Here is a 13,044-nt window from a genome sequence, read left to right as displayed (position 1 = left end):
CTTTTTTATAGTCGCATGACGTATACTTGAGAACAGGCGGCACTGTCAGTCAACTGTGTAATGCGGGAGAAAATGGAGGGAATCATGAGCAAGGCAATCAGCGGCAAGTTTCAAAATATCGATCAGGCGCGTAATGTCCGTGAGGATCTTATGGGAAGCGAGATCCCGCAGGAACTGATCTATATTGACGAGGAAGAGCAGATGATCCGAGTGATGTTGCCGGAGGAGCAATCACGGGAGGTCAAGGAGATCTATGACCGCCACGGTATCACCTACTAACCACCAATAGCGTGGGCCCGTAATCAACGGCCCACGCCGCATACTCCCTTTTTCACCTCTGCATTACGATGTCACAAAATCGTTACGCGGCGGGCCTCGCATTCTGCTATAAATGGATCGTGGTTTCGCACTGGAAGCCGAACCACATAGCAACTCTATTCCAGACCCATACGACGAGGTTACTCAGGGATGTTCAAACCCTTTTCATTGATCATAACGGCGGCACTGGCAGTCACCTCCGGAGCGCCGGCCCTCGCATCGCTGCAGGCACCACCTGACGGCAGCGATGAGCGTGTTGTCTCCGTCAATAAAACACCCAATAGCCTGGAGGATCAGCGGGAACGCTTCCTCGAGGCCGAGAAGGCGCTGGAACAGAGGAATCTGGAGCGCTACAGGGAACTCCGCGCATCCCTGGAAGACTATCCCCTCTATTCCTATCTGGAACTGCTGCGCATGCAGAAGCGGCTTTTCGTCGCAACACGCGGGGAAATCGATGAAATGATGGCCGCCTACGGCCACATCCCCAAGGCGCATCGCCTGCGCTGGGCGTGGCTGCTTCACCTGGGGGACAGTGGCGAGTGGGAAACACTGGCCCGTGAACACGATGGCAGCACAGGCGGTGACCGCCTTCGATGCCTGGCACTGCGAGCCCAGCTCAAGACAGGCAATCACGCGCATGTCATGAACCAGGCTCCCGATCTCTGGCGCAGCGGCTACTCCCTGCCCGAGGCCTGCAATCCACTGCTGGATTACTGGCGCGACAACGGCGGGCTGACGGCAGACCTGGCCTGGACCCGGTTCCAGAACGCCCTGGAGGCCGGCAACTATAACCTCGCCAGTTACCTCAGGCGCTACCTCCACAGCGACGATCGCACTTACAGCAGCCGGCTCATCCAGCTGCATCACCGCCCGGACCAGCTTCGCCTGTCCCACAATTTCGACCGCCACCACCCACGCGCGGCAACGGTGGTCGCTCACGCCATCCAGCGATTGGTTCAGACCAACCCAGAGAAAGCCGCCAAAGTCTGGCCGTTCTACCGGGACCGATTCAGTTTTGCCGAGAAAGACGTAGGCCGGATTGAGAAGCGCCTGGGTTTGATTCTGGCGACCCGATTCCACGAGGACGCCGCCAAGTGGCTCGATTCCGCGCTCCAGTACAATGATGACGAGACCCTTCACGAATGGCGCGTGCGTATTGCCCTGCGCAAGCGGGACTGGGAAGGGACGCTCGACGCCATCAAGACAATGCCCCACTCGCTCAGCAGCGAGGCGGACTGGCAATACTGGCTGGCACGGGCCCTGGACCAGACCGGTCATCCGCGGGCTGCCCAGGCCATTTTTGAAACCATTGCCGGCAGCCGCTCGTTTTACGGGTTCATGGCCGCCGACCAGCTCGGCAAGCCCTATGAATTGAATCACAAGGGGCTGGTTTTCGAGAAGGATCAGGTATCAAAGGTTTCCGCCAAACCGGCGCTCAAGCGTGCCCGCGAGCTCTACAAGCTGAACCGGCTGGATGAAGCGCGGCGTGAATGGCGTCAGATGCGGGCCGGCCTGGATGATCGGCAGATCCTGCTGGCCTCGCGGCTGGCCCAGGGTTGGGGCTGGCATGAACAGGGCGTCCAGGGTGCGATAGCGACCAGCGCCTGGGATCACCTCGCCATGCGTTTCCCCCTCGCCTACCGGGAACAGTTCCACACCGCCGCCCGCGAACAGGGGCTCGATGTGAACTGGATCTATGCGCTGGCGCGCCAGGAAAGCGCATTCCGCCATGACGCCCGTTCCCACCGGGGCGCCGTGGGGCTGCTCCAGCTGCTGCCGGCAACAGCACAGCAGACAGCCAGGGAGACGGGCATGCCCTACAACAACCTCACCACCCTGCTCGACCCGCAAGCCAACATCCAGCTCGGGACGGCGCACCTCAGCAAGTTGCTCAAGGAATTTAACAACAACCGGATACTGGCGACGGCCGCCTACAATGCCGGGGCGCATCGTGTGCGTCAGTGGCTGGGTGAGGACACCGCTGACCTGGACTCAGATATCTGGGTTGAAACCATGCCCTACCATGAAACCCGCCAGTACGTTCGGCGCGTCATGGCCTATACGGTCATCTATGGCTATCGCCGGGGGGAGCCGCCGGGACACCTGCTGACCAAGCGCGAGCTGGCCTGCATGTGCCTCGACGAATAAGCGGCAAGAACCTCAGACGGGCCGGACCTGGTAATTGGCGAAGGCCCGGGAGACCACGTCCCCTTTTTTGTCCTTCAGGTGGAGCTCCAGGATAAGCTCCGCCTTGCCCTTCTCCGACACATCCTTCTCTATTTTCGCCTTGCGCTCCGGATCCAGCGTCAACTCAACCTCAAGATCCGTCCGTGCGGGCGCGTCATAGAAAATGTGCAGGTCTTTGAGCACCGGGATCAGACGGCCACCGAATTCCACCAGTGACAGCGCCCCGAAAGGAATCTCAGCCAGCAGGTACTGGGCACCGGCGTAGACCGTACCCAGGTGGTTGCGGTTGCCCTTGCGGCTGAGCTGGGCCCGCAGATACCCGGAACGCAGCTCCACAACCGAGAACCCGTTCCGGCGGGTGAACGGCACACTGATCGCGATCAAACGGTTAAACAGGCCGTACCCCACCTTCTTCTCAAAATCCGCCAGCCCCGGAACCGGCCGGCCGGATGCCTCAAGCTGCTCGAAATAGTCCCGCATGCGCGGGGCAACAGTGTTGAAAACGCTCATGTCAGTTCCCGTCTCAGACTTTGAAAAGCGCTACTCTAGCACAGTTGAGAATGCGCGTTATGGTGCCAGAGCGCTGTACCGATGCCCGTGCAGTGATTACCATGGCCGATTCAAAGCGAGACGCTGAAAACCGACCGGAGGACATTCAGCTTGATGGCGCACGAAGAACTTCATCTCCAGACACGAAATCTGGAACTACGCGACTACCCCCAGCTCAGGGAACTGATGGACCTGGTGTATCAGGACATCGGGGGCGCCTGGCCCAGGGATACCATCAAGCACATGATCGAGAAGTTCCCGGATGGCCAGATCTGCATCGAGGACAATGGCCGGCTGGTGGCGGTAGCGCTCACGGCGCGCGTCGATTACCAGCGCTTCTCCAACCCACACACCTACGACGATCTGGTCATGAAGAATGACCGCATCCTCTACTACCCCGAGGGCGACACCCTCTATGGGCTGGATGTGTTCATCCACCCCGATTATCGCGGCTACCGCCTTGGCCGGCGACTCTATGACGCCCGCAAGGACCTGTGCCGCAGCCTGAATATGCGCGCCATCCTGGCCGGTGGGCGGATTCCGGGCTACCGCAAGTATGCGGAGGAAATGAACCCCGCCGAGTACATCAAGCAGGTACACCGCAAGGAGATCTACGACCCCATCCTGTCGTTCCAGCTCTCGAACGACTTCCAGGTCAAGCGCCTGCTCCACAAGTACATCCCGGAGGACGAGAAATCAAAAGGTTATGCCACACTCCTCGAGTGGAACAACATTATGTTCGAGCCGCCCAACTCGGTTCTGGCATCCCGCAAGAGCCAGATCCGGCTGGGTGCGGTTCAGTGGCAGATGCGTGAGTTCAACTCCGTGGACGAGGTGCTGCGCCAGGTGGAGTACTTCGTGGACGCGCTGTCCGACTACAAGAGCGACTTCGCCGTCTTTCCGGAGTTCTTCAACGCCTCGCTCATGGGCCTAACGGACCAGACGGATCAGACCAAGGCCATCCGGTTCCTGGCGGCCTTCACCGAGAAGTTCCGGGACGAAATGTCGCAGATGGCGGTGAGCTACAACATCAACATTGTTGCCGGTTCCATGCCGCTGTTCGAGGACGACCGCATCTACAACGTCTCCTATATGTGCCACCGGGACGGTCGCATCGACGAGCAGCGCAAGATCCACATCACCCCCCACGAACGCCGTGACTGGGTCATCGAGGGCGGCAACGAGTTGGGTGTATTCGAGACTGACGCCGGGCGCGTCATGATCCAGATCTGCTACGACGTGGAATTCCCGGAACTCAGCCGCATCGCCGCGACCGAGGAAGGCGGCGTGGACATCATCTTCGTGCCCTTCTGGACGGACACCAAGAACAGTTACCTGCGCGTGCGCAACTGCGCCCAGGCGCGCGCCGTGGAGAATGAATGCTATGTTGTAATTACGGGAAGTGTGGGCAACCTTCCCAGGGTGGAAAGCCTGGACGTGCAGTACGCCCAGTCCTCCGTTTTCTCACCCTCGGATTTCGCATTCCCGCACGACGCGGTGATGTCCGAATCCACGCCCAACACCGAAATGATCATGTTCTCGGATCTGGATCTTGATAAATTGCGGGTCATTCGCGCAGAAGGATCGGTCACGAATCTTAAAGACCGCCGCCCTGACCTGTATGATCTCAAGTGGCGGGGGTGACCCCGGACAGGAAAATGTTAGACTTGAAATGTTTTAACGGCTCTGACTCAACAGGAACTCCGCAGGGAGAATCATCATGGGGAAAAAAGATAAAATGGGCGTCAACAAAGTTTTTGAACGCGTGGAAGGTCTTGTAAGTGATGCGCTCAAACGCATCGACAGCCTCCAGAACCAGGTCCAGGAGCTGCGTGAGCAGATGATGGAGCGCGTCGGTCTCGCCGAGAAGGCGCCGAAGAAATCCGCGAAAAGCACCAGCACATCCTCAAAAACGGCTGGCAAGTCAGCCTCTTCCGGGGCATCAACCACCCAGAAAAAGACCTCCGGCGGCAGCACGGCCAAGAAGTCCTCCGGTAGCAAGTCCTCTGGCACCAAGTCCGCTTCGGGCGCCAAGACCAAGGACGACCTGACACAGATCAAGGGTGTTGGTCCGGCCACGGCCAAGAAAATGCAGGCCAAGGGCATCACCTCAATCAAGCAGATCGCCAACCCATCCGCTGACGACCAGAAGAAACTTGAGGATTTCAAACATCTCAAGAGCTTCTCGAGCTGGCAGGCCGAGGCCAGGAAACTGGTCTGAGTCCGCCCGGGGCACGGGTCTGAAAGGTCCGCGCCCCTCCCTCGTTACGGGCTGCAATATTCGTTTACATTCTGTAACACGTAAAATCTTTTCTAACTGCAAGCCATTTGTGACGCAATTCCCTACGATGGACCTGATCTTGACTACTGTGGGTACTGAGGAATCCACGTTCGGGGACCAGTACAGGATAGGATGGCGCCCATGGCACTGGCTTTACCAGCATGGCTGACTACTGCGGGAACACTGATCGTCTTGGGCGTCGCATTGGGCCTGATCGGGTTGGTGGTCGTCCTCAGCCTGCGCCTCGCCGCTACCCGCCGCCAGCAGGATGAACGCGAGAACACCCTGACGAAGTTCTCCAGCGCCGTGATGAACAGTGGCGCCATGATCCTGATCACGGATGCGGAAGGCCACATCGAGTTCGTGAACGAGCGCTTCTGCCAGTTGACCGGCTTCTCCCCGGAGCAGATGCTCGGTAATTCCGTCGCCGGCCTCAGCGCCACTGTTAACCTGGCCGGCACAGAGACCGGTGTTCTGACCAACTTCCTGGATTGCCTGCAGCCGCACTGGAAGGGTGAACTCCTGTGCCGCACCAACGGCTCCACGCCCCTCTGGACCGCCGTCACCACCTCCTCCGTGCTGGATGCCAACGGCAACCCGGCCAACTACATTGTCTCGGCCGTGGACATCACGGAACTCAAGATAGCCCACGAGCGCATGGAGCAGCTCGCCCTCTTCGACAGCCTCACCAACCTCGCCAACCGGCGCCTGTTCAAGGACCGGCTGGAACAGGCTCTGCAGTCCATTGGCCGGCGCGGCAACCAGATCGCCCTGCTCTTCCTGGACCTCGACCAGTTCAAGCAGGTGAACGACAGCCTCGGCCATGACGCCGGGGACCTGCTGCTGCTCACCGTCGGGGATCGCCTTAAGTCCTGCGTGCGCGCCCAGGACACGGTGGCCCGGATGGGCGGTGACGAATTCACCATCCTGCTCCATGACGTTTCCAACGCCAAGGACCTGACCATGATCGCCGAGAACATCCTGGCCAGTCTAAAGGCGCCCATCCGCCTCAAGAGCCAGGAAGTCCTGATCTCCACCAGCATCGGTATTACCACGGCGCCGAATGACGGCATGACCCATGACGTGCTCATGAAGAACGCCGACCTGGCCCTCTACCGGGCCAAGGATAAGGGGCGCGACCAGTACGACTTCTACACCGAAACCCTCAACGAGCGCGCCGTTCAGCTCATGTCCCTGGAGCGGGAACTGCGCCAGGCGTTGCGCCACGATGAATTCCACCTGCTTTTCCAGCCCCAGGTGGATCTCAACACCGGCGACATCACGGCCATGGAAGCCCTGATCCGCTGGCAGCATCCCGAAAGGGGTGAAATCATGCCGGATGAATTCCTGCCGGTGGCGGAAGATACCGGCCTGATCATGCCCATGGGCAACTGGGTCCTGCAGAATGCCTGTATGCAGATCAAGCTCCTGCACCAGCTTCTGGGCCGTGGGGTACGGGTGGCGGTGAACCTCTCAGAACGTCAATTCCGGGATCCCGGCCTTCAGAACATTATCGAATTTGCCCTGAGAACCTCCGGGCTTGAGGCGCGCTTCCTGGAGATCGACATCACCGAAAGCATGTTGATGGACGATCTGCATAGCGTCCGCGAGCAGATGGCGCGCATCCAGTCCACCGGTGTAACCATTACCATTGACGACTTCGGCACCGGCTACTCCAGCCTCAAGCTGTTGCGCTCACTGCCTGTGGACAGGCTCAAGATTGACCAGACCTTTGTAAGGAACATGCCCGCCGACGCCGGCAACACTGATATCGCCACCTCCATCATCGCCATCGCACGGCAGATGGACATGGCCGTTGTTGCCGAAGGCGTGGAAACGGAAGAGCAGGAATACTTCCTGAAAATGCATGGGTGCAGCCTCGTGCAGGGCTATCGATACGCCACACCCATGACCTTTGACGATCTGTACCACTACTTCAGCGGGGATAACGACAGGCCCCGGGAACTCAAGGCCTGACGCCGTTTACTGCATACGCTCCGTCAGGTTCTGATGACGGTTGAGGATCCCTTCAATCCGTTCCAGTGATTCAGTCACACCCTTACCCGGATCCTCATCAAACTCGAGCCCATAGAAATGGCCGTTTTCGTGGGGCTCGCTGTGACGGACATGGGCGGACACCTGGTCCACCGTCAGCTCACCCACCTCGGTGCCCAGGCGAAGGCTCACCTGGACGCGACTGTCCGGCTTGAAGACCTCTTCCTCGGTCACAATGCCAATTCCAAGACGGCTGTAGTCAACCACGTTCACACTGATCCAGGTGGATCCGATCAGCCCCTTGCGAAGCTTGACCCGGGCATCCATGGACACCCAGGGCAGACGCTGCTGCCGACGGCGCTCGTTCATAGAATTCTCCCGGCTTATTGTTGCATTTCCTGCATCTTTTCCTGGATGCGCTCTTCGCTGTTTTCCGCCATCGAGATGATCTCGTCAGCAGTCTTGCCATGGACGTCCTCATTGACGCGATCCATGATCTCATCCTCGGACATGTCGGAGTCCATATGGTTCAGTGCGCCTTCCATATAGACGCTGCTCAGGGCCTCCTCGAACTTGCGACGCTTCTCGTCTGAGAGGCTCTCCGCAATCTCGGTATAGGAGGCCTCCATGGCCTCGTCCGTAGACGTATCCATGGCCGGCTCTCCGCCACTACAGGCCGCAATGAAAAAGGCCATGAGCGCGACGGCCAGCAATCCCAGATGCTGCTTCATTGAATCTTCCTCCCTTATAATCAGTAGCTTTATTGTGGTCGACGGTGCTCAAGCGGTAAAGTCCCGTTTCCGAGGTTTCCGTGCGGAGTTCACAGTGGCGTTGTCCAGTACCATAAAATCCGACCTTCTCTTTGTCCTGGCTGCCCTGCTTGCCGCCATAAGTTGGATGTTCTCTCGGGAAGCCGTGCTCGCCATGCCACCATTGCTGTTCCTGTCACTGCGGTTCCTGCTCGCCGGTGGGGTGCTTGGTGTGGTGGGGTATAAGCATTTCCAGGGGCTCACGGGCCAGCAACTGCGCCGGGCCTTCAAGGTGGGACTGGTGTTCGGCGCGGGAATGAGCTGCTGGGTGACCGGCCTTCACCTGACCAGCCATATCGGGGAAGGCGCCTTCATCATCAGCCTGAACGTGGTATTCGTGCCGGTCATTGCCCGGCTCGTCTTCGCGGAAAGCCAGCCCGCGACCACCTGGTTCGCCCTGCCCGTGGCCATGGCCGGCCTTGCCCTGCTCTCGCTGGATGATGGTTTCGATCCGGAAGCGGGCCAATTCTTCTTCCTGCTCGCCGCCCTGGTGCTGGCGTTCTACTTCACGCTCAACTCCAGGGCCGCCAATGCCAATCCGGCCGGCAGGCAGTCCCATCGAGCGGCCGTTCCGGTCTACCCGCTGACAACCCTTGCCCTGCTCACCGTCGGCCTGGTCACACTGGTCCTGTCCTTCTCACTGGAGCCCTGGGAGCCCACGTTCAGCGACTTCGGCAGCAACCTGGTGCTCTGGATCGTGCTCAGCGCCATTGTCGGCACCGCTGCCCGCTTCTTTGTACAGACCTGGGCCCAGAGCCTGTCAGCCCACAGTCACGGGGTGGTGATCCTCTCCATGGAGCCCATCTGGGTCGCGCTCTTTGCCGCCGGCTGGTTCGGGGAAACCATGGTGCTCCAGCAGTTCGCCGGCTGCGCCATCATCTTCACCGCGCTGCTGATCAACCGCTGGCAGACCGTACGCTCGCTGCTCAGCAGCACCCTGCAGCGCTAGCGGTCCTCGCCCCAGACTTCGTCGAGGCGCCCATCACGGCCGCAGGACGTACGATAGAACTTGTAACGCAGCGGGCGCTTCTCGTAGTAGTTCTGGTGGTATTCCTTTGCGGCGTAAAAGGGTTTTGCATTCCGGATGGGCGTCACAATGGGCTGATCAAATCGCCCCTTCAGCTCACGCTTGGACGCCTCCGCCGCCTCACGCTGTTCCTCGCTGTTCACGAAGATGGCGGTGGTGTACTGGTAGCCCCGATCACAGAACTGGCCCCCGTCATCGAACGGGTCAATGTTCTTCCAGAACACGTCCAGCAGTTTCCCGTAACTGACCTTGTCCGGGTTATAACGGACCTGGACAACTTCAATATGCTTCGTGTTTCCGCCAGCAACTTCCTCATACGAAGGATCTTCAATGTCACCCCCGCTGAAACCGCTGGTGGTGGCTAGAACACCGTCAAGCTTGTCGTAAGGCGGCTCCATGCACCAGAAGCACCCGCCCGCGAAGATTGCTGTCTCCACATCCTGATCCTGGCTCTGGGCCAACACCGGGGCTGACAGCGTAATAACCGCGACCAACGCCGCTCCAAACCATCTCATACCATCAACCTCTCAACCCGGGCAACGCTTCACCCTCTGGTATAAATTTGAGCGCCAGGCCATTGTTGCACCAGCGTTTTCCAGTCGGCTCCGGCCCATCATCGAACACATGCCCCTGATGGCCGCCACAACGGATGCAGTGGTACTCGGTCCGCGGCCAGAACATTTTATAATCCGTCTTCGTCCCCATGTGTGCCTCATGGGCCGCCCAAAAGCTGGGCCAGCCCGTGCCGCTGTCGTACTTGGTGTCGGAACTGAACAGTGGCAGGTAACAGGCCGCACAGACGTAGCTGCCCTTGCTGGTCTGTTTGTCCAGGGGGCTGGAGTGGGCGGGTTCCGTTTCCTCCTGAAAGAGGATTCCCCAGGCGTCATCATCCAGGCGCTCACGCCACCAGCTGGCATCGCGCTCAAGCGGCTTGAGCGCATCATCGGTAACGGAAAAGTCGTGGTAGTACTTGATGTCGCGGGCGGAGGCGAAACTGGCCGGGACCATTAACAGGAAGCCTGCGGCCATCATCGAGGATACAAAGCTTCTGCGGTTCATATGGCGCTCCAAGCGGAATTGGCTCTACTTCATTTTACGCTCTGGAGACACGCACGGTTTGCATTTGTAGTGCATGGTATATAGGTCTCATTGAGCCGACTCGCTCGCAACCCCATCGACTGCCTCCTGCAATCGGGGCTGAAGCGTCCGAGCCAGCTCCCCTACTGCCTGCTGTCCGTCACAGTCCTCGCAATAGAGCCCCGCGATCATCAGCGAGCCATCACTGCGCGGATTGAAAGCACCGAAGAGCTGGGCCAGCTTGGCGCGGACCTCATCGGTCTCCCAGTAGGACTCCACATAGTACCCGTAGGCCAGGTGCAGGCGCTTGTCCGAGGCGCGCTGGCGCAGGGTCAGGCCCTGCCAGGTCACGCCATTGCTGGTTGGCACATCAAAAGTGGCTTCCGGCAACCAATCCCCACGATCATACAGGCGATTACCGTACATCACGATTTCCCGGCCGCCCCGCTGGGGATCATAGGTATAGAGGCCCACAAAGCTTGACTGCTCCGGAGCCTCACCAGCTTGAAGCCCATCCTTCAGGAAAAACGTTTTCTCCAGGGATCGATCCGTTCGCTTAATCTGGGGCCGCCAGCCCTGGAGCTCCTTCTGGAACATGGGCGACCACTGCTCTGAGGGCAGCGGGGACAGATCATAGGTCTGCATCCGGGTCTCAAGCTGCGCCTGGCTTCCACCGAAAAACAGAACTGCCGCAAGCGGAATGACCACGGTAAACCCAAGGCCGATCCAGTCTGATCTGGACGATTGACCCCGGGTCCTCTCCCGCCCCGGTTCTATGGAATAGGCTGGTTCCTGCTCCGCGGACCGCTTTTCAAGCCTGCGCCCAATGAGAAAAACCGGTACCAGGGTGCCCGCGAAGACCCACCAGCCAAAGAAATCGTGCTCCTCGATCAGGCCAGACTCCATGTCGGTAAGATACCCGGCCAGAATGATCACAAACACCCGGATCCAGTTCGCAATTAACGAAAACAGAACGGCGGTTACCGCCAGCATAATCCGGCTCGACCAACGCCGATAATTCAACTCGCCGTAAAGAAAACTCAGGGTCAAACCCACCAGCAGATACCGCAATCCGGAGCAGCCGTTGGCAATCTCAAACGCCCCGATCCCAATCAGGTAGATAAATACCCCTTCAACCTCGAACTCAACGCCAAATGCCCCAAGTAACAACTGGTTTACCGACGTGGTGATGAGCTGAAGCGGCCAGCTGATGAAATCCCAGACCGGGATGGCGAAAAAGAGAACACCGACAGGCACGATAAAGGGCACCAGTTGCCGCCATCCCCAGAGCACCGCCATGCCCCCTAGGATCAGCGGCACCAGTACGATCTGACGCAACGCCTGCACCATCAGCAGTTCGCCAGCAAGGTAGATGGCAATTCCGGCCACAAACGGTAACAACCAGAGGGGATAGAAGCCGGCTACAGGCCTTTCCCGGAGCCAGGTGCGGACCGCAAGTACCACGGCAATCACTAACAGCAGAAACCCATGGGAATAGGATTCATCCAGTTTGAGCCAGCGATCCATGGTCAAAAGCCAGGTGCTGCCAGTGGCGGCAAAAAGCGCCAGCAACATCAGGACCGGAGCAAGCCGGTTCATACGGGGGCCAGAGGCAGTTCCTTCCATGCGGTTCATCCTTGTCAGCGTTATTCGGTTCGAGAATTCCCGAAACAGCTTGATTCTGCAGGCATCAGTGCTTGAGCACAATACGGCGCGGCGCATTCCCGCGAGAGTGTCGCATTGCAGCTAGCCTTTCACGACAAGCCGCAGAAGCTGCTGCCAGGCACGCGGCCACAGCGGTCGGTACATCAAAGCTTGCAGTGCGCAACTGAATGCATCGCCCGTATCTCCGTTGTTAGCGAGCGAAACCGAGCGAGCACGGTAAAAGTCTGCAAGACAGCGGCGGGCAAATCGGGAGGGAACAATTCGTGGAAGGTTTTCCAGGGCGTGGGTCAGGGCCTCTCCGCGGGCTTCGGATACGGACTCCAAATAGGATGGGAGCCGTTCCTCAATGGGGCGAACCTGGACCATCCCCTCCCCGTCACAAAATTTAAGAGGCATCCTGTAGGCCAACCAGATCAGCAGCCCATGGTCATTGGAAAGCCAGAATCGCATTCCAGTCTTCTCAAGGGGTTTAATAACCTTGCGGCGAATCAGTAATGCCGAGAGGGCGAGTTCAGGTTTCTCGAACAACTCCCATACCATGGCGCCATACCGCAGCTCTTCCGGAAGCGTCCGGTTCACCTCGCCTTCGCTCCCCAGAATATCGGCTGACACATAGGTTATGCCTGTGCTTTCAGGACATTCATCAAATTCTCTAAGAAGTCGAGTCAGGAATTCAGGCGACCAGTGGCTGTGCACATCAGGAAATGCCAGATATCGTCCCTTGGCCTTCTGGAGGCCATAACGACGGCCAACAGCCTTGTCCGTCTCCTCAATCGACAGAACCCGAACCCGAGAATCATCAGAGGCACGACTCTCGAGCAGCTCCAACGTATTGTCCTGGGAGCCACAGTCCACCGCTACGAGTTCCCAGCGCTCCTCCTCTTGAGCCTGGATGGAATCCAATACGGCTTCCAGCCAATCAGCCCGGTTAGCAGTGATCAGGATCAGGCTGACAAGAGGTTCAGCGATCACCTGAAGGCCATCCCCTTCAACGGTGTCCGACGTCACGGCGACGCCTCCTTTATCTTGAATCCAAGGTTATGATCTGCCCCACTGAAAACGGACACTCGGTTAAGCACTGGTTTTGAGCTCGTAGTCCATGGGACTGACATAGCCCAAAGCACTGTGCCGTCGTC

At 58.8% G+C, this 13,044-nt stretch carries 13 protein-coding genes; 6 read left to right on the top strand and 7 right to left on the bottom strand.

Annotation, left to right across the window (positions count from 1 at the left end):
* Positions 1-84 precede the first annotated feature (84 nt).
* Together DES49_RS07090 and DES49_RS07085 are read left to right on the top strand one after the other, a co-directional pair.
* Positions 85-279: a hypothetical protein gene (locus DES49_RS07090; RefSeq protein WP_133735723.1), complete on the top strand. Its 195-nt coding sequence runs from the start codon at positions 85-87 to the stop codon at positions 277-279.
* A gap of 189 nt (positions 280-468) precedes the next feature.
* Positions 469-2,466: a transglycosylase SLT domain-containing protein gene (locus DES49_RS07085; RefSeq protein ID WP_133735722.1), complete on the top strand. Its 1,998-nt coding sequence runs from the start codon at positions 469-471 to the stop codon at positions 2,464-2,466.
* A 12-nt stretch (positions 2,467-2,478) separates the two neighbouring features.
* Here DES49_RS07085 and DES49_RS07080 read toward each other — a convergent pair whose 3' ends face one another.
* Positions 2,479-3,015 carry a DUF4442 domain-containing protein gene (locus tag DES49_RS07080; RefSeq protein ID WP_133735721.1) on the bottom strand — a complete coding sequence of 179 codons (537 nt, stop codon included), beginning with the start codon at positions 3,013-3,015 and terminating at the stop codon, positions 2,479-2,481.
* Between the two features lie 153 nt (positions 3,016-3,168).
* On the opposite strand from DES49_RS07080, the gene DES49_RS07075 reads away from it, so the two are divergent.
* From DES49_RS07075 to DES49_RS07065, 3 genes are all read left to right on the top strand, one after another.
* Positions 3,169-4,698, top strand: coding sequence for a bifunctional GNAT family N-acetyltransferase/carbon-nitrogen hydrolase family protein (locus tag DES49_RS07075; protein WP_133735720.1), 1,530 nt, complete (start codon positions 3,169-3,171; stop codon positions 4,696-4,698).
* A 76-nt stretch (positions 4,699-4,774) separates the two neighbouring features.
* Complete coding sequence (locus tag DES49_RS07070; RefSeq protein WP_133735719.1) at positions 4,775-5,275, top strand: helix-hairpin-helix domain-containing protein; 501 nt, start codon at positions 4,775-4,777, stop codon at positions 5,273-5,275.
* Positions 5,276-5,476: 201 nt separating this feature from the next.
* Positions 5,477-7,312 carry a putative bifunctional diguanylate cyclase/phosphodiesterase gene (locus DES49_RS07065; protein ID WP_166646024.1) on the top strand — a complete coding sequence of 612 codons (1,836 nt, stop codon included), beginning with the start codon at positions 5,477-5,479 and terminating at the stop codon, positions 7,310-7,312.
* Between the two features lie 6 nt (positions 7,313-7,318).
* Here DES49_RS07065 and DES49_RS07060 read toward each other — a convergent pair whose 3' ends face one another.
* Complete coding sequence (locus DES49_RS07060; RefSeq protein WP_133735717.1) at positions 7,319-7,699, bottom strand: PilZ domain-containing protein; 381 nt, start codon at positions 7,697-7,699, stop codon at positions 7,319-7,321.
* Positions 7,700-7,713: 14 nt separating this feature from the next.
* Entirely contained in the window at positions 7,714-8,061 is a 348-nt protein-coding gene (locus DES49_RS07055; protein WP_133735716.1) for a DUF6694 family lipoprotein, read from the bottom strand.
* Positions 8,062-8,161: 100 nt separating this feature from the next.
* Between DES49_RS07055 and DES49_RS07050 the strand changes: the two genes are divergently transcribed.
* Entirely contained in the window at positions 8,162-9,088 is a 927-nt protein-coding gene (locus DES49_RS07050) for a DMT family transporter (RefSeq protein ID WP_133736136.1), read from the top strand.
* On the opposite strand, the gene msrA is transcribed toward DES49_RS07050, so the two are convergent.
* From msrA to DES49_RS07030, 4 genes are all read right to left on the bottom strand, one after another.
* Positions 9,085-9,681, bottom strand: a complete 597-nt coding sequence (msrA, locus tag DES49_RS07045) for a peptide-methionine (S)-S-oxide reductase MsrA (RefSeq protein WP_133735715.1) — start codon at positions 9,679-9,681, stop codon at positions 9,085-9,087. The two genes, DES49_RS07050 and msrA, sit on opposite strands and share 4 nt — an antisense overlap.
* Positions 9,682-9,685: 4 nt before the next feature.
* Complete coding sequence (gene msrB, locus DES49_RS07040) at positions 9,686-10,225, bottom strand: peptide-methionine (R)-S-oxide reductase MsrB (RefSeq protein ID WP_133735714.1); 540 nt, start codon at positions 10,223-10,225, stop codon at positions 9,686-9,688.
* Between the two features lie 87 nt (positions 10,226-10,312).
* Entirely contained in the window at positions 10,313-11,869 is a 1,557-nt protein-coding gene (locus tag DES49_RS07035) for an exosortase/archaeosortase family protein (protein WP_166646023.1), read from the bottom strand.
* 120 nt (positions 11,870-11,989) lie between these two features.
* Entirely contained in the window at positions 11,990-12,916 is a 927-nt protein-coding gene (locus DES49_RS07030) for a glycosyltransferase family 2 protein (protein WP_166646022.1), read from the bottom strand.
* Positions 12,917-13,044: the final 128 nt, after the last annotated feature.

The organism is Halospina denitrificans, assembly GCF_004364635.1.
Lineage (GTDB): Bacteria > Pseudomonadota > Gammaproteobacteria > Pseudomonadales > Oleiphilaceae > Halospina > Halospina denitrificans.
The sequence above is the reverse complement of the archived record's forward strand: the minus strand, read 5'-3'. Positions and strand labels throughout refer to the sequence as shown.